Annotated in this window: 24 protein-coding genes, 1 tRNA gene and 1 other RNA gene; 10 read left to right on the top strand and 16 right to left on the bottom strand. The window is 66.7% G+C overall.

What is annotated here, in order from left to right; translation table 11 throughout:
- Positions 1-51 precede the first annotated feature (51 nt).
- Entirely contained in the window at positions 52-1,350 is a 1,299-nt protein-coding gene (locus tag GD627_RS06560; protein ID WP_152271863.1) for an MFS transporter, read from the bottom strand.
- Positions 1,351-1,438: 88 nt separating this feature from the next.
- An RNA gene (gene rnpB / locus GD627_RS06555) (RNase P RNA component class A) lies at positions 1,439-1,844 on the bottom strand.
- Positions 1,845-1,920: 76 nt separating this feature from the next.
- Between rnpB and GD627_RS06550 the strand changes: the two genes are divergently transcribed.
- Positions 1,921-2,685: a YaaA family protein gene (locus tag GD627_RS06550; RefSeq protein ID WP_152271862.1), complete on the top strand. Its 765-nt coding sequence runs from the start codon at positions 1,921-1,923 to the stop codon at positions 2,683-2,685.
- 3 nt (positions 2,686-2,688) lie between these two features.
- Here the strand turns inward: GD627_RS06550 and GD627_RS06545 are convergent, their stop codons facing one another.
- The 3 genes from GD627_RS06545 to GD627_RS06535 all read right to left on the bottom strand — a co-directional run bounded on the left by GD627_RS06545 (position 2,689) and on the right by GD627_RS06535 (position 5,371).
- Entirely contained in the window at positions 2,689-3,654 is a 966-nt protein-coding gene (locus GD627_RS06545) for a reverse transcriptase-like protein (protein ID WP_246165367.1), read from the bottom strand.
- A 3-nt stretch (positions 3,655-3,657) separates the two neighbouring features.
- Positions 3,658-4,398, bottom strand: a complete 741-nt coding sequence (locus GD627_RS06540) for a zinc ribbon domain-containing protein (RefSeq protein WP_152271861.1) — start codon at positions 4,396-4,398, stop codon at positions 3,658-3,660.
- Positions 4,399-4,465: 67 nt separating this feature from the next.
- Positions 4,466-5,371, bottom strand: coding sequence for a Nif3-like dinuclear metal center hexameric protein (locus GD627_RS06535; protein WP_152271860.1), 906 nt, complete (start codon positions 5,369-5,371; stop codon positions 4,466-4,468).
- A gap of 128 nt (positions 5,372-5,499) precedes the next feature.
- Here GD627_RS06535 and msrA point away from each other — a divergent pair, with 128 nt between their 5' ends.
- The 3 genes from msrA (at position 5,500) to epsC (ending at position 7,677) form a co-directional block, all read left to right on the top strand.
- Positions 5,500-6,024: a peptide-methionine (S)-S-oxide reductase MsrA gene (gene msrA / locus GD627_RS06530; protein WP_146364349.1), complete on the top strand. Its 525-nt coding sequence runs from the start codon at positions 5,500-5,502 to the stop codon at positions 6,022-6,024.
- A gap of 81 nt (positions 6,025-6,105) precedes the next feature.
- Entirely contained in the window at positions 6,106-7,041 is a 936-nt protein-coding gene (gene cysK / locus GD627_RS06525) for a cysteine synthase A (protein ID WP_152271859.1), read from the top strand.
- A gap of 51 nt (positions 7,042-7,092) precedes the next feature.
- Positions 7,093-7,677 carry a serine O-acetyltransferase EpsC gene (gene epsC / locus GD627_RS06520; protein WP_146364353.1) on the top strand — a complete coding sequence of 195 codons (585 nt, stop codon included), beginning with the start codon at positions 7,093-7,095 and terminating at the stop codon, positions 7,675-7,677.
- A 64-nt stretch (positions 7,678-7,741) separates the two neighbouring features.
- Here epsC and gndA read toward each other — a convergent pair whose 3' ends face one another.
- From gndA to GD627_RS06490, 6 genes are all read right to left on the bottom strand, one after another.
- The gene (gndA, locus tag GD627_RS06515) at positions 7,742-9,178 is read right to left on the bottom strand and encodes an NADP-dependent phosphogluconate dehydrogenase (RefSeq protein ID WP_152271858.1); all 1,437 of its coding nucleotides are present in this window, start codon (positions 9,176-9,178) and stop codon (positions 7,742-7,744) included.
- Between the two features lie 118 nt (positions 9,179-9,296).
- Positions 9,297-10,211, bottom strand: coding sequence for a serine hydrolase (locus GD627_RS06510; protein WP_152271857.1), 915 nt, complete (start codon positions 10,209-10,211; stop codon positions 9,297-9,299).
- Between the two features lie 63 nt (positions 10,212-10,274).
- Positions 10,275-10,350: transfer RNA gene (locus tag GD627_RS06505), tRNA-Val, on the bottom strand.
- Between the two features lie 82 nt (positions 10,351-10,432).
- On the bottom strand, positions 10,433-11,386 hold the full coding sequence (locus GD627_RS06500) for an NAD-dependent protein deacetylase (RefSeq protein ID WP_246165366.1): 954 nt from the start codon (positions 11,384-11,386) through the stop codon (positions 10,433-10,435).
- Positions 11,383-11,847: a peroxiredoxin gene (locus GD627_RS06495; RefSeq protein WP_246165365.1), complete on the bottom strand. Its 465-nt coding sequence runs from the start codon at positions 11,845-11,847 to the stop codon at positions 11,383-11,385. Before GD627_RS06495 ends, GD627_RS06500 begins: the two co-directional genes overlap by 4 nt.
- Positions 11,844-12,263, bottom strand: a complete 420-nt coding sequence (locus tag GD627_RS06490; protein ID WP_146364361.1) for a DUF3052 domain-containing protein — start codon at positions 12,261-12,263, stop codon at positions 11,844-11,846. Before GD627_RS06490 ends, GD627_RS06495 begins: the two co-directional genes overlap by 4 nt.
- Positions 12,264-12,553: 290 nt before the next feature.
- Between GD627_RS06490 and aceE the strand changes: the two genes are divergently transcribed.
- The 6 genes from aceE (at position 12,554) to fabF (ending at position 20,520) form a co-directional block, all read left to right on the top strand.
- Positions 12,554-15,298 (top strand): pyruvate dehydrogenase (acetyl-transferring), homodimeric type, encoded by a 2,745-nt coding sequence (gene aceE, locus GD627_RS06485; protein WP_146364363.1) that lies wholly within the window; start codon positions 12,554-12,556, stop codon positions 15,296-15,298.
- Positions 15,299-15,499: 201 nt separating this feature from the next.
- Complete coding sequence (locus GD627_RS06480) at positions 15,500-16,723, top strand: PucR family transcriptional regulator (RefSeq protein ID WP_146364365.1); 1,224 nt, start codon at positions 15,500-15,502, stop codon at positions 16,721-16,723.
- Positions 16,724-16,832: 109 nt separating this feature from the next.
- Positions 16,833-17,783, top strand: coding sequence for an ACP S-malonyltransferase (locus tag GD627_RS06475; RefSeq protein WP_152271856.1), 951 nt, complete (start codon positions 16,833-16,835; stop codon positions 17,781-17,783).
- Positions 17,780-18,841 carry a beta-ketoacyl-ACP synthase III gene (locus tag GD627_RS06470; RefSeq protein WP_152271855.1) on the top strand — a complete coding sequence of 354 codons (1,062 nt, stop codon included), beginning with the start codon at positions 17,780-17,782 and terminating at the stop codon, positions 18,839-18,841. Before GD627_RS06475 ends, GD627_RS06470 begins: the two co-directional genes overlap by 4 nt.
- A 114-nt stretch (positions 18,842-18,955) precedes the next feature.
- Positions 18,956-19,201 carry an acyl carrier protein gene (locus GD627_RS06465; RefSeq protein WP_055240832.1) on the top strand — a complete coding sequence of 82 codons (246 nt, stop codon included), beginning with the start codon at positions 18,956-18,958 and terminating at the stop codon, positions 19,199-19,201.
- An 80-nt stretch (positions 19,202-19,281) separates the two neighbouring features.
- Complete coding sequence (gene fabF, locus GD627_RS06460; RefSeq protein ID WP_152271854.1) at positions 19,282-20,520, top strand: beta-ketoacyl-ACP synthase II; 1,239 nt, start codon at positions 19,282-19,284, stop codon at positions 20,518-20,520.
- 79 nt (positions 20,521-20,599) lie between these two features.
- Here the strand turns inward: fabF and GD627_RS06455 are convergent, their stop codons facing one another.
- The 5 genes from GD627_RS06455 to GD627_RS06435 all read right to left on the bottom strand — a co-directional run bounded on the left by GD627_RS06455 (position 20,600) and on the right by GD627_RS06435 (position 25,641).
- Positions 20,600-21,103: a DUF3145 domain-containing protein gene (locus tag GD627_RS06455; protein WP_146364373.1), complete on the bottom strand. Its 504-nt coding sequence runs from the start codon at positions 21,101-21,103 to the stop codon at positions 20,600-20,602.
- A gap of 181 nt (positions 21,104-21,284) precedes the next feature.
- Positions 21,285-22,223, bottom strand: coding sequence for a tyrosine recombinase XerC (locus GD627_RS06450; RefSeq protein ID WP_152271853.1), 939 nt, complete (start codon positions 22,221-22,223; stop codon positions 21,285-21,287).
- Positions 22,224-22,254: 31 nt separating this feature from the next.
- The gene (locus GD627_RS06445; RefSeq protein ID WP_152271852.1) at positions 22,255-22,782 is read right to left on the bottom strand and encodes a methylated-DNA--[protein]-cysteine S-methyltransferase; all 528 of its coding nucleotides are present in this window, start codon (positions 22,780-22,782) and stop codon (positions 22,255-22,257) included.
- Positions 22,783-22,834: 52 nt separating this feature from the next.
- The gene (gene dprA / locus GD627_RS06440; RefSeq protein ID WP_152271851.1) at positions 22,835-24,097 is read right to left on the bottom strand and encodes a DNA-processing protein DprA; all 1,263 of its coding nucleotides are present in this window, start codon (positions 24,095-24,097) and stop codon (positions 22,835-22,837) included.
- Entirely contained in the window at positions 24,094-25,641 is a 1,548-nt protein-coding gene (locus GD627_RS06435; RefSeq protein ID WP_152271850.1) for a YifB family Mg chelatase-like AAA ATPase, read from the bottom strand. Before GD627_RS06435 ends, dprA begins: the two co-directional genes overlap by 4 nt.
- Positions 25,642-25,811: the final 170 nt, after the last annotated feature.

The raw sequence follows: 25,811 nt of genomic DNA, 5'->3' as shown, positions 1-25,811 counted from the left end.
TATTAGGACACATCCGGCCCACCAGCCACACAAATGAGAGATGGGTCACATTCAGGCGGCGGGCTGGCCGGCATCTGCGGCGTTCGACGCCGGACGGGGCGGCTCCAGGTCTGCGAGGTCCCGCACCCGGCGGAGCGGACCGAAAGCAGCCGCCAGCGGCGCCAGGGCGGCCACCAGGATTCCGGTGAGGATACCTCCCCGGATGTCCACTGCTTCAACCAGCAGGCCGGCGCTGAAAGCCGCCACCGCCAGCATGCCCCAGGTCACCATCCGCTGCGCCGAGCCGAGGCGTCCGAGCATTTCCGGCGGGCACACCCGCTGGCGGAAGGTTGTGGACACCACAATGTTCAGGGAAATCGAGAAGCCGGCTATAAACAAACCGATAAATCCCGCGGTCATTCCCCGGCCGGGCGTAATGAACAGCAGGGTCGCATATCCGGCCACAACGGGAAACATCGAATACCGCCACACCCGGCCGGAGCCGAACCGTGCGGTGATCCGTTTCGCGGACAGCCCGCCGAGGGTACCGCCCGCTGCCGTGGCGGCCGTGAGCAGTCCCAGCATGCCGGGGGTCTCTCCGAGGGAGCGGATCACCAGGAGCACCAGCAGGGACACCACGATATTGCCGCCGAGGTTCCAGAGCGCCCCGGTGATCAGGAGCATGCGCAGCGGCACGGTACTAAAGGTGTACCGCAGCCCCTCCGCCATATCCCGGAGGACCTTCCGGTCCTTCTGCCGGTCCGGCAGGGGTTCGGTAATGTCCAATCGGAGAATGGCCACGAGAGAGGCTACGGACGCCCCCACCTGCAGCAGCAGGGCGTTGGAGGCACCCCAGGCGTCCGTGACCCATCCGCCTACGGCACGGCCGCCGGCGTCGCCAAGGGCACCGGAGCCCGTCATCAGTCCGTTGCCCTCCACCAGTTCCTCGCGGTTCACCGCCAGGGGCACCAGTGCCTGCTCTCCGAGGGTGAAGAACACGGCTGCCAGTCCGGCGCCGAAGGACACTGCGAACAACTGCACCGTGGTCAGGGCATCGAGCCACCAGGCCACCGGCAGGCTCGCCAGCAGCAGGGTCCGGACAGCGAGGGAAACCACAATCAGCGGACGGCGCCGATGCCGGTCCACGAGCACGCCGATAGGCAGGGCAAACAGGAGCCAGGGGAGGAAAGTCATTCCGGAAAGGACGGCGACCGTTGCATTGGTTGCGTCCAGCTCCGTTACCGCTATCACCGGCAGGGCAATACTCGTGACGGCTGTGCCGAAGATTCCGGCGGTTGAAGAAATCCATAACCGGCCGAAATTGCTGTTGCGCAGAACCAATGGCTTCTTTGCCGCCTCGGTGTGGGACATGGCCAAAGAATAACCCAGCACCTGTCGAATAAAACCAGTCAGAGTGCCGAAGCCGCAATTTTCCGCCGTGCTTTATCGGGGCGGTATGTGGACGGGCTGGCCGATAAGCCGGGTTTTGTACGCCCGGACCGTTACCGGACCGGGAGCGGCAATCATCCATCTAGGGCCGCCGTTGCCGGCTGCCTCAAGCGGCCTACCCGGACACATCGGGCGGGCAGCCCTCAAACGTGTCCTGTATGGCCTTGCTCCGGGTGGGGTTTACCTAGCCGTCCCGGTCACCCGGGACGCTGGTGGTCTCTTACACCGCCTTTTCACCCTTACCTGCTCAGGCTGCAAAGCAGCATAAGCCGGCGGTTTCTTTTCTGTGGCACTGGCCTGCGGGTTTCCCCGAGTGGGCGTTACCCACCACCCTGCCCTGCGGAGCCCGGACTTTCCTCGGCGGCAGCGTTTTCCCCAAAAGGAATCCGCGCCGACGCGATTGCCTGGCCAACCCGTCCACAGTCAACTCTACCGTCCCGCAGCTGCTGCGCCGGCACCGGAGCCCCCGATGTCCTCGCATAGGATTAATCAGTGCTGATTCTGCTCCCGCCCTCCGAAGGTAAAACGCCTGCTCCGTCCGGACCGCCGCTGGACCTGTCCCGGCTGCATTTCCCGCTGCTTGGCGAACCACGCGCGCTGGTACTCAAGGCCCTGGCGGAAGCCAGCAGTTCCGGGGATGCCCTGGCGGTCCTGGGGGTGGGTGCAACCCTCGCACCGGAAGTGCGGCGCAACACCGCCCTGGACACCGAGCCCTGCGCCCCCGCACACCGGGTCTACACCGGCGTGCTGTACGACGCGCTGGGCTACCCTTCCCTGCCGGCCGAGGTTCAGCGGCGCGCAGACGATACCGTGCTGGTGATGTCCGCCCTGTGGGGCGCCCTGGGCTTTGCGGACCCGATTCCGGCGTACCGGCTCTCGATGTCGGTGCGGCTTCCGGAAACCGGACGCCTGGCTGCGTTCTGGAAACAGCACCTGACGGGTCCGCTCGATGAGTACGCCGGCGATTCGCTGGTGGTGGACTGCCGCTCCAGCACCTACGCGGCTGCCTGGACGCCGAACCCGCAGCACACTGCCGCAGTGAACGTCTTTTCCGTCCGCAACGGCCAGCGCAAAGTGGTTTCGCACTTCGCCAAGCACACCCGCGGCGAGCTGGCCCGCCATCTGCTCCTGCGCACCGGCACGGAGCCGGCGACGCCGCAGGAGCTCCTGGCTGCTGCACAGGAAAAGTGGGAGGCCGAGCTGGTGCCCCCGGCAGGCCGGAAGCCGTACCAGCTCAACCTCATCCTGGCGGAGTAGGCGCTAGCCGGCCACCAGTTCCACTTCGAAGCCCTCGTCGTTTTCGAGGTAGGCGGCGTAGTGCTCTTCTCCCCCGGCATGGGGATGCCGGTCCGCGAACAGCAGGGTCCAGCCGTGGCTGGCTGCGCGCCGTGCCAGGAGCTCGACGTCGGCCTCCGAACCGGCACGGAACGCCAGGTGGTTAAGCCCGGCCCGCTTCCGGGAATAGGGACCCCGTTCGACGTCGGGGCCTTCCTCCAGCACGATGTACCCCTCTGCGCCCTGCCAGCTCGCCCCGGTGGTCCAGGTGTCCTTCCGGACGTAGCCGAGCCGCTCAAGCAGCCAGCCGAGGGACTTTTCCGCCGCGGCGAAATCGTTGACCCAGATCTCGGTGTGATGCAGGCGCCCCGTGGGTACGGCTGCGGGAGCGGGAGACGAGGCTGCTTCCAGCACCGCCGCGGCAGCCGCCGTCTTCATGTCCGCACCGGCGCGCGGCTTCCACGGCACACCTGCGGTTCCGGCATCCATCGCCTCATTGGACAGCCGGTCCGCGTCCTTATTCAGCTCCCGCGGAATCCACTGGTATTTCACCCGCTGCGGATTCACGATCGAACGGGCCTTCGCCGCCAGCTTCTGCATATCGGCGTGCTTGATCTTCCAGCGCCCGCTCATCTGCTCCACCACAAGCTTGGAGTCCATCTTGGCCAGGATCCAGCAGTCGGGATCGATGCTGTGCGCCAGTTCAAGGGCGGCAATCAGACCCGAATACTCGGCGACGTTATTGGACACCCGGCCCACGTATTCGGCCTTCTCCGCCAGGATGCGCCCGGTGTCGGGATCGCGGACCAGTGCGCCGTAGCCGGCGATGCCCGGGTTGCCGCGGGAGCCGCCGTCGGCTTCCACAATCAGGGTGCGGCGGGATCCGCCGGCCGGGATGCGGGCAACCGCGGGTTCCTCGCCGGAGTCCGGCTCCGGGTCAAACAATGTCACTGCTCAGCTGCCCCACTCGGCAGAGCGGACCAGGATGCAGCCCGAATCCGGGCAGAACACAATCTCGTCATCCGCGGCCTTGCGGATATCCGCCAGGTCACCGGGGCTCAGCTGCATGCCGGAACCCTCGGAAGTGCCGTGGAACAGGCGTGCGGCGCCGATGCCGTGCCGTGACAGGGTCTTTTCATAGACGGCGAGCAGCCCGGGATCGAAGCTGGCAGCGAGCTCTTCGCGGCGGGCCTCGGCGTCGGTGCTGTCGGTCCCGATGACCGCCAGTTCGGCGTCGCGCTTCTCCTCCAGTTCCCGGCGCCGCTCGTGCAGCGCGGTCAGTGCCTCATTGGCCTCGGATTCGCGGGTACGGGCCGTCTCCAGCCGCTCCATCACGTCCAGTTCCACGTCTTCAAGATCGGACCGGCGGCGTTCGAGCGAAACGATTTCCGCCTGCAGGGCGGTGAGTTCCTTGGAACCGACCTTGCCGCTGTCCAGGTGCTGCTGGTCACGGGCCATGCGCGCCACCACGGACGCTACATCCGCTTCGGCCCGGGTGAGCTCACGTTCAATGTCGGCCACTTCCGTGCCGGCTGCCACGCGTGCGCTTTCAGCGGCGGCAACGGACTCGGCAAGGGACGCGATCTCGGGATTGTTGCTAACGTTGCGGGCCTGGTTCCGCAGGGACTTGATCCTGCTGTCCAGGGCCTGCAGATCCAGCAGCCTCAGCTGCTCCGCGGGCGATGCTTTTGCCACCGATTACCTCCGTGTATATCCGGACCTGCCTGGCCCGGCTCTTCTAAGCCTATGCCACCGGCGGGGATCACTTCAGCCCGGGGGTAAGGACAAAGTCCCACGGATCGCTGTTCACGCTGCTGACGCGCAGCTCGGCGGTGAAACCCTGGTCCGTCAGCACGTTCCCGAGTGCGCCGGCGGCCGGGCCCAGCCACAGCCACTCGCTGCCGAAGTGGGACACGTCAATGAGGTACGGGCGGCCGTTTCCGGTGTGGGCACGCTCGCGCAGTTCCGACGCCGGATGGTGGCGCAGGTCCGCGGTGACGTAGACATCCGCCCGCTCGGCGCGGACGGCGTCGAACAGGCTGTCGCCGGCGCCCCCGCAGACGGCCACACGGCGGATCAGTCCCGCGGCGTCCCCCGCCACGCGGACCCCGCCGGCCACGGCGGGCAGGAGGCCGAACACCCGCTCGGCAAAGTCCGCGAGCGTGAGCGCCTCGGGCAGGTCCCCCACCCGGCCGATCCCCTCTTCGGGCAGGCCCGCGGCGGCACGCACCAGGGGGGTGACATTCCCGAGCCCGAAAGCGTCGGCGAGCACGTCGGACACTCCCCCGACCGCGCTGTCACCGTTGGTGTGCACGGTCAGCAGGGCGCAGCCGCCCTCGATCAGACGGTGCACGGCGTCGCCCTTGAACGTTGTGGCGGCCACCGAGTTGACCGGCTTCAGCAACAGGGGGTGATGGGTGATGAGCAGATCCGCTCCCCAGTCCAGGGCCTCGTCGATGACTTCACGGGTGGGGTCGACGGCAAAGAGGATCCGCCGGACCTCCCGGTCGGCACGTCCGGCCACGAGGCCGGGTGCGTCCCAGTCCTCAGCCAGCGATTCGGGCCATAACTCCTCCGCCGCCAGCAGTACGTCGCCGAGAGTGGGAACTGCGGTTTCCGGCGTCCGGTCAGTGTCCGTGCCGGCATGCTCGTGGGGGTGATCTTCCATGGGTTCAGTTCTACCCTGCGCCGGTTCCCGGCCTCAATTCCGCCGCGCTGGCCGTGACGCAGGCAACACTGCTGCTCCTTTTTCGGGGTTCCGGGAATCAAAGCGGTGCCCGATGCCTTATTAAGGGCATGAAGACGTATGTATTAGGCGGAGGCTGTTTCTGGTGCCTCGACGCCCTCTACCGCAAGGTCCGCGGCGTTACCGACGTAGTTTCCGGCTACACGGGCGGGGCGGTGGATAACCCCGACTATGACAGTGTCAGCGCCGGAATCACCGGACATGCGGAGGTGGTGGCCGTGACCTTTGACGAAGACATCATTCCGTCCGAGATCATCCTGGACATGTTCTTCTCGCAGCACGATCCCACCACGCCAAACCGCCAGGGCTACGACGTCGGCACCCAGTACCGGTCCTCGATGTTCTACGGCGATGAAGATCAGCGCAGGGATTTCGAAGCCGCCCTGGAACGGGCGCGGGAGAACTGGAAGGATCCCATTGTGACGGAGATCGTGCCCCTGCCCCGGTTCTACCCGGCGGAGGACTTCCATCAGGATTTCTACGCCAAACACCCCGCCCAGGGTTACTGCCAGGTGATTATCAATCCGAAACTGGCCAAAGCCCGCAAGTATTACTCCGAATGGCTTCAGGGATAAGGCCGTCAGGCTACGCCGATAAGCTGGAACGGGCATAACTCCGTCCGGCATTGTAGGAACGTTGAAGGAATAGAGGAAACCATGGCTCGTATTTATGAGGATGTTACCCAGCTCGTAGGCGGAACTCCGCTGGTCCGCCTGAACCGGCTTGCAGCCGGACTCCCCGCCCAGGTTGCCGTAAAGCTGGAGTTCTACAACCCCGCCAACAGCGTCAAGGACCGGATCGGCGTGGCAATCGTCGACGCCGCTGAAAAGGCCGGCGCGCTCAAGCCCGGCGGCACCATTGTTGAAGGCACCTCCGGCAACACCGGCATCGCGCTGGCCATGGTCGGTGCTGCCCGCGGCTACAAGGTGATCCTCACCATGCCCGAGACCATGTCCACCGAGCGCCGGGTCATGCTGCGCGCCTACGGTGCCGAGATTGTCCTGACCCCCGGTGCCGAAGGCATGCGCGGCGCTGTGGACAAGGCCAAGGAAATCGTCGCCACCACCGAGAACGCGATCTGGGCACAGCAGTTTGCCAATGAGGCGAACACGGCCATCCACCGTGCCACCACCGCCGAGGAAATCTGGGAAGACACCGACGGCAAGGTGGACATCTTTGTTGCCGGCGTCGGCACCGGCGGCACCGTCACCGGCGTCGGGCAGGTCCTGAAGAAGCGCAAGCCGGGCGTACAGATCGTGGCTGTCGAGCCGAAGGATTCCGCCATTCTCAACGGCGGCTCCCCGGGTCCGCACAAGATCCAGGGCATCGGCGCCAACTTTGTTCCGGAGATTCTGGACACCACGATCTATGACGAGGTTTTCGACGCCTCCATCGAGGACTCCGTGGCCACGGCCCGCGCGCTGGGCAGCCAGGAAGGCATTCTGGGCGGCATTTCCTCCGGTGCCATTGTCTGGGCGGCACTGGAACTCGCCAAGCGCGAGGAGAACGCCGGTAAGCTGATTGTGGCTGTTGTCTGCGACTTCGGCGAACGTTACATTTCCACCGTCCTGTACGACGATATCCGCGGCTAGGCCGCGCTCCGGCCCGTCCGCGGGCCGGATCATCCGAGCAGAAAGTTCTCTGTGAGTCTGTTAGCCCGACTGCGTGAAGATCTCGACGCCGCCGCATCACACGATCCGGCGGCCCGGGGCTCGCTCGAAAACCTCGTCGTCTACTCCGGCCTGCACGCCATCTGGATGCACCGGCTCACGCACCGCATGTGGGCGAAGCCTGCCCTGCGCTTCCCGGCGCGGGTGCTGTCGCAGGTGACCCGTTTCGCCACGGGCATCGAGATCCACCCCGGTGCAACCATCGGCCGCCGGTTCTTCATTGACCACGGCATGGGTGTGGTCATCGGCGAAACCGCCGAGATCGGCAACGACGTGATGCTGTACCACGGGGTGACCCTGGGCGGGCGTTCGCTGGCCAGGGTCAAGCGGCATCCCACCATCTGCGACGGCGTCACCGTAGGTGCCGGCGCCAAGATCCTGGGGCCGGTGGTCATCGGTGCCAACAGTGCCGTGGGAGCCAATGCCGTGGTGGTCAAGGACGCCCCGGCGGATTCGATCATCACCGGTATTCCCGCCAAGTGGCGGCACCGGGATACCAAGATGACCGAGCCGGCCGTTGACCCGGCCGAGTACATCGACCCCGCTATCTATATCTAGCCGGAAACCGTGCAAAGAAAGGCCCGCAGCATCCGCTGCGGGCCTTCTTCGCGTCTGGCGGGTCCTAGTGGGTGTCCACCGCTTCGACCTCTGCGCGGTCCTCGCCCCACATGGTGTGGAAGGTACCTTCGGCATCCACCCGGTTGTAGGTGTGCGCTCCGAACAGGTCCCGCAGGCCCTGGGTCAGGGCCGCCGGGAGGCGCTTGCGGCGCAGGCCGTCGTAGTAGGCCAGCGAGGAGGAGAACACCGGCACGGGAATGCCAAGCTGCACGGCGACGGACACCACGCGGCGCCAGGCCGGAACCGCGGCGGCGATCGACTCGGCGAAGGCCGGGGCGAACAGCAGGTTGGCGGGGGCCTCGCTGCCTGCATAGGCCTTCATGATGTCATCCAGCAGTTCGGCGCGGATGATGCAGCCGGCGCGCCAGAGCGAGGCGATCTCGTCCAGCTTCAGGTCCCAGCCGTATTCCTTGGCGGCGGCGTTGAGCATATCAATGCCCTGCGCGTAGCTGACCAGCTTCGAGGCGTACAGGGCCTGGCGGACGTCCTCCACGAAGGTCTCGGGAAGCTCGACGGCGGCTTCCTCGCCCTTCAGCGTCTCCTGGGCGACGGCGCGCTGCCCGCGCTGGGAGGAGAGGGCGCGGGCGAAAACGGACTCGGCGATGGCGGACACCGGCGAACCGAGGTCCAGGCCGGAGACGACGGTCCAGCGGCCGGTTCCCTTCTGGCCGGCTGAATCCACGACGACGTCCACGAACGGCTTGCCGGTCCTGGCATCCACGTGGCCGAGGACCTCGGCGGTGATTTCAATCAGGAAGGAGCTCAGCTGGCCGGTGTTCCACTCGTTGAAGATCGCCGCCTGCTCGGCGGGTTCGATGCCGGCCGCCGAACGCAGCAGGTCATAGGCCTCGCCGATCACCTGCATATCCGCATATTCGATGCCGTTGTGCACCATTTTCACGAAGTGGCCGGCACCGTCGGTCCCGATCCAGGTGCAGCAGGGCTTGCCGTCATACTTCGCGGCGATCTTCTCCAGCATGGGGCCGAGGGAATCGTAGGACTCGCGCGAGCCGCCGGGCATGATCGAGGGGCCCATCAGGGCGCCCTCTTCACCGCCGGATACACCGACGCCCACGAAGTGCAGGTCCTTCTCCGCCAGCGCGGCCTCGCGGCGGCGGGTGTCTTCGAAGTGCGAGTTGCCGCCGTCGATGACAATGTCGCCCGGCTCCAGCAGCGGCACCAGCTGGCTGATCACGGAGTCCACCGGCGCGCCGGCCTTGACCATGATCAGGACCCGGCGGGGCTTTTCCAGCGAGTCCACCAGTTCCTGCAGCGTCTCGGTGCGGATGAAGTCCCCTTCATCGCCGTGGGCGGCAAGCAGGGCATCCGTCTTCTCGATGGAACGGTTGTGCAGGGCCACCGTGTAACCGTTGCGGGCGAGGTTGCGGGCGAGGTTTGCACCCATGACGGCAAGGCCGGTTACACCAATTTGTGCACTCAAGTTCTCTCCAAGGATGTTTCGGGTGCCCGGCGGGCACGGGGCAGGCGCACTGAAAAAGCGCCGGTTCACGCTCCAGCCTATGCTTCTTCGGTTCCCCGCCGCCACACAGGAGCGCAGCTCACTCCTCGGTTTGGTAGCCGTTGACCGCTGAGGAGACGCTTTCCACGACGTCGATCCCCTCCCCGAGGGTGGAATTCCGGGAGCTGAGCACCACAATGCTGTAATCGCTGTCACCGCTGCGGACAAAACCGGCGCTGCCTACGTTCCAGTCGGCGTCGTCGTCCTGCAGCCAGCCGTTCTTGAGCCCGACTTCGGCTGCGTAGTCCGCAACGCCTGCGCTGATCCCCCAGCTCTGTTCCGGGCAGACGTTTTCCATCAGGCCGACGGCAAACTCCATCAGGTCCGCATCCAGCCAGTCGGCCCCCCGGGCTGCGGTCCGGGCGATCAGCACCTGGTCCGCCGCCGTGGTTTCATTGGCTCCCCAGGTTTCGCCGGCTTCCGTGTCGCTCACGCCGATCAGTTCATAGGTGCGGTTCAGCTCCGTCCGGCCGCCCAGCCTGCTATAGAGCTCGCTGGTGGCGTCATTGTCGCTGTACTCGATCATCAGTGCCGCCAGGCTCTCTTCCTCCGCCGTCAGGCTGCGCTCTTCCTCGGTCGCCTGCCGGATGAGGGTGAGCAGGAGCGGAACCTTCACCAGGCTGGCCTCCAGATAGCGGCCGTCCGGGTTGTAGCTCCAGGAACGGCCGGTGCGGTTGTCCAAGACCGCAACGGAGAAGTCCCTCCCGGTCTCCGCAGCCATCCGGTCAAGCTCCGCGGCCATCGGATCGGGCGCCGGGACCGGCGTGGCCGACGTGATGCCCGGCGGGGCTGCGGATTCTTCAGTCCGCGGTGCCGCCCCCGGTCCGGCGCAGCCCCCCAGCAGGAGCAGTCCGGCCAGCGCGGTGCAGACGGATTTCCGCGCCTTGGTCAGCTCAGCCATGAACACCCCTTCGTACGGTTCGTCGTGTTCCGTTTCCTCACCGATGAGGTCCACTGGCTTAAACGAAAAAGAGCCGCCGTTACCTCCCGCATGTGGGGAAGATAACGGCGGCTTTCTTGGTGGGTCCTACCGGGATCGAACCGATGACATCCACGGTGTAAACGTGGCGCTCTACCAGCTGAGCTAAAGACCCTTACCGTGTGAGCCGGCCGCGGAAATTCCCTGCAGGCCCTGCATCACGAGGAACTACGTTACCCCAAGACCGCCACCGATGCCTAATCGGAGCCTTCCGCGGTTCCGTCCGGCAGGTCCGGAAGGTTTTCCGCCAGCCAGGTCAGGGCAGTGCTCACACCCATATCGATCTTCAGGGTGGCCAGCGGATCCCCCCGGGTCGCGCCGCGGTTGATGATGACCACGGGTTTGCCGGCCTTGGCCGCGTAGCGGACAAAGCGCAGGCCGCTCATCACGGTGAGGGAGGACCCGGCGACCAGCAGGGCGCCGGCGTCGTCCACCACCGCATAGGCGCGGGCAACGCGGTCCTTGGGGACATTCTCCCCGAAATACACGAAGTCGGGCTTGAGCATCCCCCCGCAGACCGGACAGTCCGCGACCACAAAGTCCTCGGTGTCCGTAATCTCGGCATCGGCGTCGGGGGCGATCTCCCCGCCCTCGCGCACGCGGTCGAGGTAGCCGGGGTTCAGTTCATGCAGCAGGGCGGCCACCTCGGACCGGGTGAACCCTGTGCGGCAGTTCAGGCAGACCACCCGGTCGTAGCGTCCATGCAGGTCAATAACGCTGACACTGCCGGCGTCCGTGTGCAGGCGGTCAACGTTCTGGGTGATCAGCCCGGACAGCAGTCCCCGCCGTTCCAGTTCCACCGCTGCCGCGTGGCCGGGGTTGGGAACGGCATGGCGCAGGTGGTGCCAGCCGACGTGGTTGCGCGCCCAGTACCGGCGCCGGAGGGCGGGGTCCGAGACGAACTGCTGATAGGTCAGGGGGTTGCGCGGCGGCGCGTCGGGACCGCGGTAATCAGGAATGCCGGAGTCCGTACTCAGCCCCGCCCCGGTCAGCAGCGCCAGCCGCTTTCCGCCCAGATATGCCACGGCGCGCTCAAGCAGCCGCAGCTCTGTTTCCGTGGGTGCCGGAACGGATGCCAGCGCCCGGCCGCTGGCGAATCCCGTCAGGCCGAGCCCGGGGCGGGAGTCCCGTGTGTCGCGCTGTTCGCTCACAATTCCTCCAAAGCAGTGCGGTACTGCTCGAGCGGGCGGGGGGCGCCCGGCCCGGAACGGATGCAGGCACGGAGGATTCCCTGCCCGTCAATCACGAAGCTGGCCCGTTGCGCCAGCCCGCGGTGCTCGTCAAAGGCGCCGTAGGCCCGTGCGGTGTCACCGTGGGGCCAGAAATCGGACAGCAGGTCAAAGCCGAATCCTTCCTGCTCCGCCCACGCCCGCAGGGCATACTTCGAGTCGCAGGACACCGCCAGCAGACGGACGCCCGCGTCCTCAAACAGGGAACGCCCGGCCTGGAGTTCCGCTAGTTCACCGCGGCAGACCTGGGAGAAGGCAAAAGGGAAAAAGACGAGCACGACGCCGGCGCCGCGCAGGCCTTCCAGCCGGACCTCTTCCCCGAACTGGTTGGGGAGGCAGAAGTCGGGAACAGCAGCACCTGCCGTGGGCAGGTGCGAAGTCACTTCTTGCGTCGGCTCACCAGGCGGGTGGCGGCCCAGTCCGCGGTGACGCCCGGCGATGTCGTGACGTGCAGTCCCGCGGTGGGGGCAGCTTCCTCGATGTCGGCGGGAGGAACGTAGCCGTCCCGTCCGGACTTCGGGGTCAGGACCCAGACCACGCCGCCGTCGTCGAGCGTGGTCAGCGAATCAACCAGCGCATCGACAAGGTCGCCGTCGTCGGCACGCCACCAGAGGATCACGCCGTCCACTACCTCGTGGTCGTCTTCAGTGAGGAGCTCCCCGCCGATAAGGTCCTCAAGGTCCTCACGGAAGTCGAAATCCACATCCTCGTCGTAGCCGTACTCCTGAACCAGGTCCCCGTCCTTGAAACCCAATCTGCTCGCCACGTTTTCCTCGGTGACGGCTTCGGCCTCGCTCACTTCACTCCTCCTGGTTGACTGCATGAATACAAGGGAATCACACATTTGCCGGATCTGCGCGGTCTCAGAGTCAACGAAACACCTAAACCCCGCATGCTTCAAGGGTTCCGGGGCTGTACGCCGTCAGCGATGACCCGCGGGCAGGCTACGCAACCGGGGCAGCTCGGGACTAGAGTGGAACGAAGCAGGTTTGGGCGCCTAGGTGCGCCTGCGCGCAAGCGAAGATCCGGCGGAAAACGGCCGGATCCCACGATAAGAATGTCACAGACACAATCTGTACATGAGAGAGGTTGGCCGTGGCCGCAGAAGACACAACGGACATCCTGAGCGGGTTAACAAACCAGCTACCGGACCGTGATCCTGAGGAAACCGCAGAATGGATCGAGTCACTTGATGAGTTGATCCGTTCGCAGGGCACCGAACGCGCGCAGTACATCATGCGTTCGCTGCTCCAGCGTGCCGGTTCCCAGAGCGTGGGCGTGCCGATGGTGACTACCACCGACTACGTCAATACGATCCCGGTTGATCAGGAACCTGAATTCCCCGGCGACGAGGAAATTGAACGGCGCTACCGGGCCTGGCTGCGCTGGAATGCCGCCATTATGGTGCACCGGGCCCAGCGCCCGGGAATCGGCGTCGGCGGGCACATATCGACGTACGCCGGAGCGGCGACCCTGTACGAGGTGGGCATGAACCACTTCTTCCGGGGCAAGGACCATCCGGGCGGCGGAGACCAGATTTACTTCCAGGGTCACGCCTCCCCCGGCATGTACGCCCGCGCCTTCCTTGAAGGCCGCCTGTCCGAAGAGGACATGGACGGCTTCCGCCAGGAGAAGTCCCGCGAGGGCCATGCCCTCTCCTCCTACCCGCATCCGCGCAGCATGCCGGATTTCTGGGAGTTCCCGACGGTGTCCATGGGCATCGGCCCCATGAACGCCATCTACCAGGCACAGTCCAACCGCTACCTGCAGAACCGCGGCCTGAAGGACACCTCACAGCAGCATGTCTGGGCGTTCCTTGGCGACGGCGAAATGGACGAGCCGGAATCGCGCGGCCTGCTCCAGCTGGCCGCCAACGACAAGCTGGACAACCTCACGTTCGTTGTCAACTGCAACCTGCAGCGCCTGGACGGACCGGTCCGCGGCAACGGCAAGATCATGCAGGAGCTGGAAGCGTTCTTCCGCGGTGCCGGCTGGAACGTCATCAAGGTCGTCTGGGGCCGCGAGTGGGATGACCTCCTGCAGCGGGACAAGGACGGCACGCTGGTGGACATCATGAACTCCACCCCCGACGGCGATTACCAGACGTACAAGGCCGAGTCCGGCGGGTTCGTCCGGGAGCACTTCTTCGGCAAGAGCCCGGAGACCAAGGAACTGGTTGCCAACCTGACCGACGAGGAGATCTGGAACCTCAAGCGCGGCGGCCACGATTACCGCAAGGTCTACGCCGCGTACAAGGCGGCCATGGAATTCAAGGGTGCCCCGACGGTCATCCTTGCCCACACGGTCAAGGGCTACGGCCTGGGCACGCACTTCGAGGGCCGCAACGCGACCCACCAGATGAAGAAGCTGACCCTCGATGACCTGAAGGCCTTCCGCGACCACCTGCGGATCCCGATCAGCGACGAGCAGCTCGAGGCCGACCCGTACCAGCCGCCGTACTACAACCCGGGAGCAGACGCCCCCGAGATCAAGTACATGCTGGAACGCCGGCGCGAACTGGGCGGCAACGTGCCCGAACGCCGGGTGAAGCATGAACCGCTGCATCTGCCGGACGAAAAGGCCTACGAAGTAGCCAACCGCGGCTCCGGCAAGCAGTTGGCAGCCACCACCATGGCCTTCGTCCGGCTGCTCAAGGACCTCATGCGGGACAAGGAATTCGGCAAGCGCATTGTGCCGATCATCCCCGACGAGGCTCGGACCTTCGGTATGGACTCGTTCTTCCCGACGGCCAAGATCTACAACCCCAAGGGGCAGAACTACCTGTCCGTGGACCGGGACCTCGTCCTGGCCTACAAGGAGTCCCCGCAGGGCCAGATTGTGCATGTGGGTATCAACGAGGCAGGCTCCATCGCGGCGTTCACCGCGGCCGGAACCTCCTACGCCACCCACGGCGAGCCGCTGATCCCGGTCTACGTGTTCTACTCGATGTTCGGTTTCCAGCGCACGGCCGACTACATCTGGGCGGCCACCGACCAGATGGCCCGCGGTTTCCTGATCTCGGCTACGGCCGGCCGCACCACGCTGACCGGCGAAGGCCTGCAGCACGCCGACGGCCACTCGCCGATCCTGGCCTCCACCAACCCTGCGGTGAAGACCTACGATCCGGCGTACGGCTACGAGATCGGGCACATTGTCCGGCACGGGCTGGAGGAGATGTACGGCCCGGATTCCAAGGATCCCAACGTCATCTACAACCTCATGGTCTACAACGAGCCGATCCAGCAGCCCAAGGCCCCCGAGGACCTGGACGTGGAAGGCATCATCAAGGGCATCTACCTGCTCGCGCCGGCGAAGATCGACGGGCCCCGCACGCAGCTGCTGGCCTCCGGCGTTGCCGTGCCGTGGGCACTGGAGGCCCAGAGGCTGCTGGCTGAGGACTGGGGTGTTTCGGCTGATGTCTGGTCCGTGACCTCCTGGAACGAACTCCGCCGCGACGGCCTCGCCGCCGAGGAGGAAGCCTTCCTCAACCCCGGTGCCGAGCCGCGGGTGCCCTTCGTGACCCAGCAGCTGGCCGGGGCCACCGGTCCGATCGTGGCGTCCACGGACTACATGAAGGCCGTACCGGACCAGATCCGCCAGTTCCTGCCGAACGAATTCGCCACCCTCGGTGCCGACGACTTCGGTTTCGCGGATACCCGTGCAGCAGCGCGCCGGTACTTCAAGATCGACAGCCACTCAATGGTGGTGCGTGCACTTGAGATGCTCGCCCGCCGCGGTGAGGTCGATGCGAACGCCCCCAAGGAGGCAATCGAGAAGTACCACCTGCTGGATGTCAACGCCGGAACCAGCGGAAACGCGGGGGGCGACGCCTAAGCGTCGCCGCTCCGTTCCCGAGGGAACCGAAAAAGGGAACCGTCACACCTGTGGCGGTTCCCTTTTTTGTGCCGGATTACCTGCGGGTTTCCGAAGCCCCGTCGAGGGAAGCCCGTATCGCGGCCGCCTCGGGCCCACTAGCGCTCTTGTAGCCTTCACACAAAATAGCGGTTCATCCGCGCAGGCCGTAAGCTCGCAGTTATGTCAGTGCGTCCCCCTACGTCCGCTGCCGAAACGCCGCCGGAAGCAGACCAGCCCACCGTCGAGCGCCTGAAGGCAAATATCGGCAGGCTGTCCACCGCCACCCTGCAGCAGCTTGACCTTTCCCTGCCCTGGTACCGGGGGCTGCGTCCGGACGAGCGCTCAGCGCTGGGCATGGTCGCCCAGAAGGGCATCTCGTCCTTCGTGAACTGGTACCAGCGTCCCGCATCCCCGGCCTGGGTGCTCAGCGACGTCTTCGGGACCGCACCAACCGAGCTCACCCGCTCGATCAGCCTGCAGAAAGCCCTGCAGCTGATCCGCGTAGTGGTCCAGGTGGTGGAGGACAGGGTACCCGAACTGGCCGGCAGCGAGGTCCAGTCCAAGCTCCGCGAAGCGGTGCTCCGCTATTCCCGGGAAGTGGCCTTCGCCGCCGCCGACGTCTACGCCCGTGCCGCCGAAACCCGCGGCGCGTGGGACACCCGGCTCGAAGCCCTGGTGGTGGATGCCATCCTGCGCGGGGAGAGCTCCGATGCGCTGCGTTCCCGGATCGCCGCCGTAGGCTGGACCTCGACCGCGCCGGTGACCGTGATGGTGGGCGGCTCGCCGGCCGAAGCCAATGCCACCTTCGTCAACGAGCTGCGCCGGGCCACCGGCCGGCTGGCGGAAGACACCCTCGTGGGAATCCAGGGCGAACGGCTGATCCTGGTCCTCGGCGGCCTGGAAGACAAGGCCTTTTCCTATACGCGGCTTTCGGAACTCTTCGGCCCGGGACCGGTGGTGTACGGCCCGCCCGCACCCTCGCTCGTCGAGGCCGGACCCTCCGCGCAGGCCGCGTTCGCCGGCCTGACCGCTGCCCGTGCCTGGCCTGCTGCTCCGCGTCCGGTAGCTGCGGATGACCTGTGGCCCGAACGGGTCATGTCCGGTGACGCCACCGCCCGCACGGCCCTGGTGGAAAGCATCTACACGCCCCTGCTGGGCGCCTCCAACGGCCTCGCCGAAACGCTCAGCGCGTACCTTTCCCTCGGCCACTCCCTCGAGGCCACGGCACGCGAACTGTTCGTCCACGCCAACACGGTCCGCTACCGCCTGCGCCGAGTCTGCGACGTCACCGGATGGGATCCGATGCTGCCGAGGGAAGCCTTTGTCCTGCAGACCGCCCTCGTGGTCGGACGCCTGGCCCCGGCCGGAAAGGCGGCCGCGGAGAAGCCCGCCACCCGCCTCTGACCCCTCCCCCGGCACCCTTCCCGGCTTGTAGACTTCCTACAAAGCCGTCCCGGGAGCTTGGTCTACGCAAACACCCGGTCCCGCCCCCTATGTTTGGAAAGCTGTATACGTGCTTGCAATTGTCTGCCCCGGTCAGGGGTCCCAAACGCCAGGATTCCTCGCACCGTGGCTTGAACTGCCCGGTGTGCGGGATCACCTCTCAGCGCTCAGCGACGTCGCCGGCCTGGACCTGATTGCCCACGGCACGGTCTCCGACGAGGAGACCATCAAGGACACCGCCGTGGCGCAGCCGCTGATTGTGGCAGCGGGGCTGATGGCCGCCCGTCTGCTGCTGGATCCCGCGGCACTGACTTCCTCCACCGTCCTGGCCGGCCACTCCGTCGGTGAGATCACTGCCTCGGCCATCGCCGGAGCGCTGCCCGAAAAGGACGCCCTGGTGTTCGTCCGGGAGCGGGCCAATGCCATGGCCCGGGCCGCAGCGGTGGAGCCAACCGGCATGAGCGCCATCCTTGGCGGGGATCCCGACGACGTCGCCGCCGTCCTGGAAGCGGCCGGACTTACGGCAGCCAACGCGAACGGCGGCGGGCAGACCGTTGCCGCCGGAACGCACAACCAGCTTGAGGTCCTCACCGCAGCACCGCCGGCCAAGGCCCGGGTCATCCCGCTGAAGGTCGCCGGCGCCTTCCACACTTCCCACATGGCCCCCGCAGTCACCGTCCTGGAAGAACTCCGCCCGTCCCTGACGCCGCAGGCACCACTGGCCACGCTGCTGTCCAACCGCGACGGCGCCGCCGTGGTGTCCGGCGACGCGAACCTGGACAGCCTGATTGCCCAGGTGTCCCGCCCGGTCCGCTGGGACCTGTGCATGGAGAACATGCTGGCCATGGGCGTCACCGGCCTGCTGGAACTGCCCCCGGCCGGCACCCTCACCGGACTGGCCCGCCGCGGCATGAAGGGCGTTCCGACTCTGGCCCTGAAATCCCCAGAAGATCTAACCGCTGCCCGGGAGTTCATCCGCGAGCATTCCGCAGCAGCACCAACCGGAGAAGGTAACGCGTGAGCACGCCCACCCTGAAGCAGTCGCCCGTCAACGAGTTCAGCCGCATCCACGGCATCGGCGCATTCCGTCCCGACGTCATTGTCAGCAACGACGATGTCTGCCAGTGGATCGATTCCTCCGACGAGTGGATCCGCAAGCGCACCGGCATCATTACCCGGCACCGTGCGGACAAGGGCACATCGGTCATCGACATGGCGGAGGCAGCCGGCCGTGAAGCCCTGGAGAACGCAGGCATTAAGGGCTCGCAGCTGGGCGCAGTCATCGTCTCCACCGTGACCCACCCCTATGCCACGCCGTCGGCGGCCACCCAGATCACCGAACGGCTCGGGGCCACCCCGGCGCCCGCCTACGACGTTTCGGCCGCCTGTGCCGGGTACTGCTACGGCATTGCCCAGGCAGACGCCCTGGTCCGCTCCGGTGCCGCCCAGTACGTGCTGGTGATCGGAGTGGAGAAGCTCTCCGACATCATCGACAACACCGAACGCACCATCTCCTTCCTGCTCGGCGACGGCGCCGGCGCCGTCGTCGTCGGCCCGTCCGACACCCCCGGCATCGCCCCGTCGGTCTGGGGATCGGACGGCAGCAAGTCCGGGGCGATCGGCATGACCCACTCCATGCTGGACGTCCGGGAACTCTCCCTCGCCGCGGAGGCCGACGGCGGTCTGGACGCCGCTGATCTCTCCGCCCGGGAGACCAAGCTCTGGCCCACCCTTCGCCAGGACGGCCAGACCGTTTTCCGCTGGGCGGTATGGGAAATGGCCAAGGCGGCCCAGCAGGCGCTCGATGCTGCCGGCATTACGGCCGAGGACCTTTCGGCCTTTGTCCCGCACCAGGCGAACATGCGCATCATCGACGAAATGGCCAAGCAGCTGAAACTGCCCGAGTCCGTGATCATCGCCCGGGACATTGCCGACGCCGGCAACACCTCCGCCGCGTCCATCCCGCTGGCCACCTACCGCCTGCTGAAGGAACACCCGGAACTGAGCGGCAAGCTGTCGCTGCAGATCGGATTCGGCGCGGGCCTGGTCTTCGGCGCCCAGGTTGTTGTCCTCCCCTAGCTGCACCACCGTTGTGCAGGTCCGTCCGGACCGGCGCAGCCCCCAAACCACACCGCTTCGGCGGTTGGAAAACCGACCGGTCCCCGCACCGGCACTACAAGAAAAGGAGCCACCATGGCTAGCAACGAAGAAATCCTGGCCGGCCTCGCCGAGATCGTCAATGAAGAGACCGGCCTGGCCCCCGAAGCCGTCGAGCTGGACAAGTCCTTCACCGATGACCTGGACATCGACTCCATTTCCATGATGACCATCGTCGTCAACGCCGAAGAGAAGTTCGGCGTGCGCATCCCGGACGAAGAGGTCAAGAACCTGAAGACCGTCGGCGACGCCGTGGACTTCATCTCCAACGCCCAGGCATAACCCCACGGCGGCCGCTGCCCGGCGGCGGCCGCCCGGCTCTGCCGGAACCTGCACCCGCAACTGCTTCAAGAGAGTGAATCATGGCCCGCAAAGTAGTCATCACAGGCCTTGGCGCGACCACGCCGATCGGCGGGGACGTTCCCACCATGTGGAAGAACGCACTCCAGGGCGTCTCCGGCGTCCGCACGCTCGAAGACGAGTGGGTGCAGAAGTACTCCCTCCCCGTAACCTTCGCTGCGCGGGCCTCCACCCCGGCCACCGACGTCCTTTCCCGCGTCGAAGCCAAGCGGATGGATCCCTCCACGCAGTTCGCCGTCGTCGCTGCCCGTGAAGCGTGGGCAGACTCGGGACTGGACGGCGACATTGACAAGGACCGCCTCGGTGTTGCTTTCGCCACCGGCATCGGCGGCATCTGGACCCTGCTTGATGCCTGGGACACCCTGCGCGAAAAGGGGCCCCGGCGCGTGCTGCCCATGACCGTACCGATGTTGATGCCCAACGGGCCGGCTGCCGCTGTCAGCCTGGACCTCGGTGCGCGTGCCGGCGCCCACACTGCCGTGTCCGCCTGCGCCTCCGGAACCGAAGCCCTGCATCAGGGCCTGGACATGATCCGCTCCGGCAAGGCCGACATCGTGGTCGCCGGCGGAGCGGAAGCCTGCATCCACCCGATGCCGCTGGCCTCGTTCTCCTCCATGCAGGCCCTGTCCCGGCGCAACGACGAACCGGAACACGCTTCCCGGCCCTATGACCGTGACCGCGACGGATTCGTCATGGGCGAGGGCGCCGGCGCACTGGTGCTCGAAAGCGAAGAGCATGCCCTTGCCCGCGGAGCGCGGATCTACGCCGAGCTCGCAGGAACAGCGGTCACTGCCGACGCCTTCCACATCACCGCCCCCGACCCCGAGGGCCTGGGCGCCACCCGGGCACTGAAGGGCGCGCTCTCCGATGCCCGGGCGCAGGCGGAGGACGTGGTCCATGTGAACGCGCATGCAACGTCCACGCCCGTGGGCGACAAGCCGGAATACACCGCGCTCAAGGCGGCGCTTGGCACGGCCCTCGACGGGGTTGCCGTGTCCGCCACGAAGTCGCAGATGGGCCACCTCCTGGGTGCCTCCGGCGCAGTCGAGGCCGTCCTTACCGCCCTGGCGGTGTACGAGCGGCAGGCTCCGGCAACCATCAACCTGGAGAATCAAGATCCGGAGATCCCACTGGACGTGGTGACTTCCAGCCGCCAGCTGCGCGGCGGCGATATTGTGGCGCTCAGCAACTCCTTCGGCTTCGGCGGGCACAACGCCGTCGCCGTACTGCGCAGCGTCTGACAGTTGCCCCTGCAACGCATAAGGCGTCCGGTTCCCGCGGGAACCGGACGCCTTATGCGTTGCTACGGAGTTTTCTTATCTAGCCGACCTGGTGAAGCCACCGCACCGGAGCGCCCTGTGCGGCGTGCCGGAACGGTTCGAGTTCGTCATCCCAGGCCTCGCCCAGAGCCAGCGAGAGTTCATGGTAGACAGCGGAGGGATCGCCCGCTCCGTTCTCGTATGCGTAACGGATGCGGTTCTCGGAGATCATGATGTTGCCGTGCACGTCCGTGGCCGCATGGAAGATGCCCAGCTCGGGGGTATGGGCCCAGCGGCTGCCGTCAGCTCCGGGACTCTGGTCCTCCGTCACCTCGTACCGGAGGTGTGCCCAGCCGCGAAGGGCGGAGGCGAGCAGGGAACCCGTGCCCTGCGGCCCGGTCCAGGCAATTTCGGCCCGTACCATTCCGGGCGCGGCCGGCTGCGGGCTCCATTGAAAATCCGTTCGCTTTTCCACGACGGATTCGATGGCCCACTCGATATGGGGGCACAACGCGGAAGGGGCAGAGTGCACAAACAGTACGCCTCGCGCCATCACAACAGACATTCCATCCTCCATAGCTGTAGGTACGTCTTCCCCAACGACCTTGCTGTATGGACGGATTGTGCGCCGTATGTGTCCGCTGACCCTCATTGTGCCGCAAGTTGCCCGGATGCGCCAATGTAGCCTTTTGCGGTGCTTCGACGGGGAGTGGCCGTCCGGAGGGCCGGTGTTCCGCGGCGGGAGGTTATGCCCGCGGGTGCGCCTGGCTGTAGCTTTGGCGCAGCCTGTCCACGGACACGTGTGTGTAGAGCTGAGTGGTAGCCAAGGACGAGTGGCCCAGGATTTCCTGAACGGCACGCAGGTCGGCTCCGCCGTCGAGCAGGTGGGTCGCCGCGGAATGGCGGAGCGCATGCGGTCCGGTGGCAGCGGTGTCCGGCACGGTGTCCAGAAGCCCGGCCACGACGCTGCGGACCTGGCGCTGGTTAACCCTTCCGCCCCGCCTGCCGAGGAACAACGCGGGGCCGCTGTCCCCTGTGGCCAGACCGGGGCGGCCGCGGCGCAGCCAGTCATCCACCGCGAGTGCAGCCGGCAGTCCGTACGGCACCGTGCGTTCCTTGTTGCCTTTGCCCAGCACGGTCAGGGTCCTGCGGTCCGGGTCGAGATCATCAACGTCCAGGCCGGTGAGCTCCCCCACCCGGATGCCCGTGGCGTAGAGCAGTTCCACCATGGCACGGTTCCGCAGGGCCACGGGGTCACCCTCGGCGGCAGCTGCTTCCAGGGTTTTGAACAGCTCATTCAGCTGGCTGCTGCGCAGCACGCCGGGAAGCGTCTTTTCCTTCTTGGGTGCCTTGAGCCGCAGGGCCGGATTCTCGCTGATCAGCTCTTCACGCAGCGCCCAGTTACTGAAGCTGCGGGCTGTTGCCGCACGGCGGGCCAGGGTGGCGCGGGCCTGTCCGCCCGAGCTCAGTTCCCCCAGCCAGCCGCGCAGGACACCCAGGTCCAGGTCCTGGAGGGAGCCGGCACCCGAGGCCGCGGCGTAGTCGAGCAGTTTGGACACATCCGACTCGTAGGCGCGGACCGTATGTTCAGACCGGCCGCGCTCCGCCGTCAAATACCGGCAAAACCCTTCGAGGGCGGATCGGAATTCCGCCGGCCAGTGGGTACCTGTTGCTTTTGATGTCACCTCTTCACTGTTCTCTCTTTGTGGCTGCCGTTCAAGCAGGCACGCTGTCGGCGGGCAGGCAGGTCCGCCGCAGCTGCTCCGTCTGTGGTGCCCGCTCCAGCTCGATCAGGTACCGCTTGGCATCGACCCCGCCTGAGTATCCGGTGAGGGCGCCCCTGGATCCGACCACGCGGTGGGTGGGAACGATCAGGTTCAGAGGGTTGTGGGCCAGCGCGGCACCCACGCTCCGGGCCTTGGCCGCATCCCCGAGCCGGACCGCCAGTTCCTTGTAGCTCGCTGTCCGGCCGTAGCCGATGCAGGCGACCTGCTCCCATACCCTGCGCTGGAATTCGGTGCCCAGCGGGTTGGTGTCCACGGTGAAGCAGCACCGTGTGCCCTCAAAGTACTCCGACAGCTGCCGCTCGACATCTTCAAAGCCATCCTCCGCCGCCAGCCCGTACGGCGGCCCTCCCCCGGCGGATGCGGGCGGCGGCCCGAGCCGGACCGAGGCCAGGACACCGTCCAGGGCCGTGAGGGTGAGCATTCCTATCGGGGAGGTAACGGATTTATGGGTAATCATGATGGTGTTTCCCTTCCTAGACGGTGAAGCAGAAGATGCAGGTCCGGTTCAGTTAGTGGCGGCCGCGGCGCCATAGGTCCGCGCCGGACCGTACTGCCAGGCCTTCGAGTTCCAGCCGGGCCAGCCCGGCACGTACCCCCGGAGGGGACAGGCCCGCGACGGTGGCCAGCTTGCCCACGGTGGTTCCGCTGCGGACGGGCAGTGCATCCAGCAGGAGCAGGTCCTCCACGGTTAGTCCGTCGTGAACTGCCCGATGGTTTGAACCCTTACCGGTGGGATCTCCGCCTTTCTCCGGACCGGCACCGCCCGGGCGCGCAGGACGTTCACCGTCGGTGGCCGCGGTATCCGTCACAGGGGTTTCCAGCGGCCCGGCCAGTTCGGCGATCTCCTGTGCGTCGGTCACGCAGACCGCACTCCCGTCACGCAGCAGGCGGTGGCACCCGGCGGAGTTGGCGGAATATACCGAGCCCGGCACGGCACCGACTGCCCTCCCCAGCTCCGCGGCATGATGGGCAGTGTTCAGGGCTCCGGAACGCCACCGTGCCTCGACCACCACTGTGACGGCGCTCAGTGCGGCAATGATCCGGTTGCGTTGGAGGAACCTCCAGCGGGTGGGTGCCGAGCCGGGCGGAACCTCGGACAGCAGCAGTCCGCGGGCAGCGACCGTGCGCAGCAGATCCTCATTGCCGGCCGGGTAATACCGGTCCGCTCCGCACGCCATGACCGCTATGGTGGCCGTGGTGCCGGCGGATGCCGACGCGAGTGCGGCGCGGTGCGCCTGGGCGTCAATTCCATAGGCTCCCCCGGAGACGACGGTGTATCCGCGGCCGGCCAGCCCCGCGCAAATGTCCCCCGCTATGGATACGCCGTATCCGGTGGAATCCCGGGAGCCAACCACTGCCACGGTCCGTTCCAGGACCGGAAGACCCCGGGTCAGATTGCCCCGCACCCACAGGCACAGCGGCATGCCCAGGTCCAAGTGGCGCAGCGACTCCGGCCAGCGGGAATCCTCGGGGACAAGAAGTTCCCCGCCCAGCCGCCGTATGGCGTCCAGGTCCCGGCCCGGAGCCAGGTCCGGAATCCTGGGCGCCCACCGCTGGAGCCCCTCTGCGAGGGCGGTTCCCCGGCTGCCGCCGGAAGACAGGTATCCGGCTGTTTCGGCCGCCACTGCCGGCGGTGCCGCTTGTTGCCCGGTGGCGATCCGCAGGGCCTGTTCCGGACCGGCGGCCGCCACGAGAGCCAGGCCTACCATGTCCGAGGGTTCGAACAGCCTGGATAGTGCAGCGCGTGCCGTGAGCACCGCGTCGACGCTCATGCTGCCGCCCCCTGCCGGCGGAAGGCCAGGGCCTGCCCGACGTCGTCGGCGTCCGGTGTTCCGTGTCCGCCGAGATCGGCGACGGTCCAGGCCACCCGCAGCACCCTGTCGTAACCCCGGGCCGTCAACAGCTGCCGTTCCATCGCCCGGTCCAGTGCCGCTGTTGCCCCGACCGGCGGCCGCAGGCTGTTCCGGAGCAGGGTACCGGGAACCTCGGCATTCGTTTCGCAGCCGAGTGGACCCAACCTCACGCGCTGCAGCCTCCGGGCCTCCTGCACCCGAGCCGCCACGGCCGAGCTGGCCTCCGTGCTCTGACCACCGAAATAGTCGCCCAGGGAGACCCGTTGAACGGAAAGCTGCAGATCCACCCGGTCCAGCAGCGGCCCGGACAACCGGCTGAAATAGCGGCGCCGCTGCTGCGGGGTGCAGGTGCACTCAATCCCCTTACCCGCGGCCAGTCCGCAGGGGCAGGGGTTCGCCGCCAAGACCAACTGGAAGCGTGCCGGATATACAGCAGTTCCGGCGGCCCGGTGGAGAACCAGCCTGCCGCTTTCCAAGGGCTGCCGCAGGCCGTCCAAAACCCGCCGCTCATACTCGGGCGCTTCGTCAAGGAACAGCACGCCGCGGTGCGCCCGGGATGCGGCGCCGGGACGGGGAATACCCGAACCGCCACCGATTACCGCTGCCGTGGATGCGGTGTGGTGCGGACTTTCGAAGGGCGGCCTGCGCAGCAGCTGCCGGCACGGCCGTCCCTGCCAGGCCAGGGAATGGATGGCTGTGACCTCCATGGCCTGGTCATTGGAAAGATCCGGCAGGATGCCGGGCAGCCGCTCAGCCAGCATGGTCTTTCCGGCCCCCGGCGGGCCTGTCATCAACAGATGGTGTGCTCCCGCAGCGGCCACTTCGACAGCGAACCGGGCCTCGGCCTGACCCGCTACGTCGGCGAGATCGGGAAACCGGACGTCTGCCGCGCCCTCCTCCGGATCCGGTTCCTGACCGGTCCGGGCAACCGGCAACGGAAAGTTCAGCTGCCCGGGGTCGGCACCAAGATCGGCTGCCACCTCGGCCAGGCAGGAGTATCCGCGCACGTGGGCTGCAGGGACCAGGGCAGCTTCCTCGGCGTTCTCCGCCGCCACGGCAAAGTTGCTGTACCCGGCGGCAACCGCGGCCATAACTGCCGGGAGTATGCCCCTGATCGGGCGGAGCCTGCTGTCCAGTCCAAGTTCGGCGAGGAAGATGCACCGGCCCGGGTTTCGCAGCACACCACCGGCGCAAAGTGCAGCGACGGCTATGGCCAGATCGAAGCCGGAGCCGTGTTTAGGAACGTCTGCCGGCATGAGATTCACGGTGATGCGCCGGCGGCTCAGGGGAAGCCCCGCGTTTTTCGCCGCCGACTTCACCCGGTCCCGGGCCTCGTTCAGGGAGGCGTCCGGCAGCCCCAGCAGAACGAAGGACGGCAGGGACTGGCCGATGTCCGCTTCGATTTCGACTATTCTTCCCTGGAGCCCCACCAGACCTACTCCATAGGTCCTGCCCAGGCTCACGGCCTTACCCAGTGTTCAGCGACCGCGGCGCGGCCCCGTGGGGTGCCGGGGGTGTAGTTGGTTTCCATGCCTCCAGACTGTTCCCGGAGCGAGTGGTCCGGGCAGTTCCCGTCCTCCGATGTAGACACGGAGCCCCGCCCGGGCGGCGGATCGGGGTTGGGGAGGAAGAG

This window comes from Arthrobacter yangruifuii (assembly GCF_009192775.1).
Classification (GTDB): Bacteria; Actinomycetota; Actinomycetes; order Actinomycetales; family Micrococcaceae; genus Arthrobacter_B; species Arthrobacter_B yangruifuii.
This window is presented reverse-complemented; position numbering and strand designations above follow the sequence as displayed.

What these genes read in the sequence shown, in the direction of transcription:
- GD627_RS06560 (WP_152271863.1), bottom strand. Translation starts at nt 1,350, where the DNA reads ATGTCCCACACCGAGGCGGCAAAGAAGCCATTGGTTCTGCGCAACAGC.
- GD627_RS06535 (WP_152271860.1), bottom strand. Translation starts at nt 5,371, where the DNA reads ATGGAAGATCACCCCCACGAGCATGCCGGCACGGACACTGACCGGACG.
- msrA (WP_146364349.1), top strand. Translation starts at nt 5,500, where the DNA reads ATGAAGACGTATGTATTAGGCGGAGGCTGTTTCTGGTGCCTCGACGCC.
- cysK (WP_152271859.1), top strand. Translation starts at nt 6,106, where the DNA reads ATGGCTCGTATTTATGAGGATGTTACCCAGCTCGTAGGCGGAACTCCG.
- GD627_RS06480 (WP_146364365.1), top strand. Translation starts at nt 15,500, where the DNA reads ATGTCAGTGCGTCCCCCTACGTCCGCTGCCGAAACGCCGCCGGAAGCA.
- GD627_RS06465 (WP_055240832.1), top strand. Translation starts at nt 18,956, where the DNA reads ATGGCTAGCAACGAAGAAATCCTGGCCGGCCTCGCCGAGATCGTCAAT.
- fabF (WP_152271854.1), top strand. Translation starts at nt 19,282, where the DNA reads ATGGCCCGCAAAGTAGTCATCACAGGCCTTGGCGCGACCACGCCGATC.
- GD627_RS06455 (WP_146364373.1), bottom strand. Translation starts at nt 21,103, where the DNA reads ATGTCTGTTGTGATGGCGCGAGGCGTACTGTTTGTGCACTCTGCCCCT.
- GD627_RS06445 (WP_152271852.1), bottom strand. Translation starts at nt 22,782, where the DNA reads ATGATTACCCATAAATCCGTTACCTCCCCGATAGGAATGCTCACCCTC.
- dprA (WP_152271851.1), bottom strand. Translation starts at nt 24,097, where the DNA reads ATGAGCGTCGACGCGGTGCTCACGGCACGCGCTGCACTATCCAGGCTG.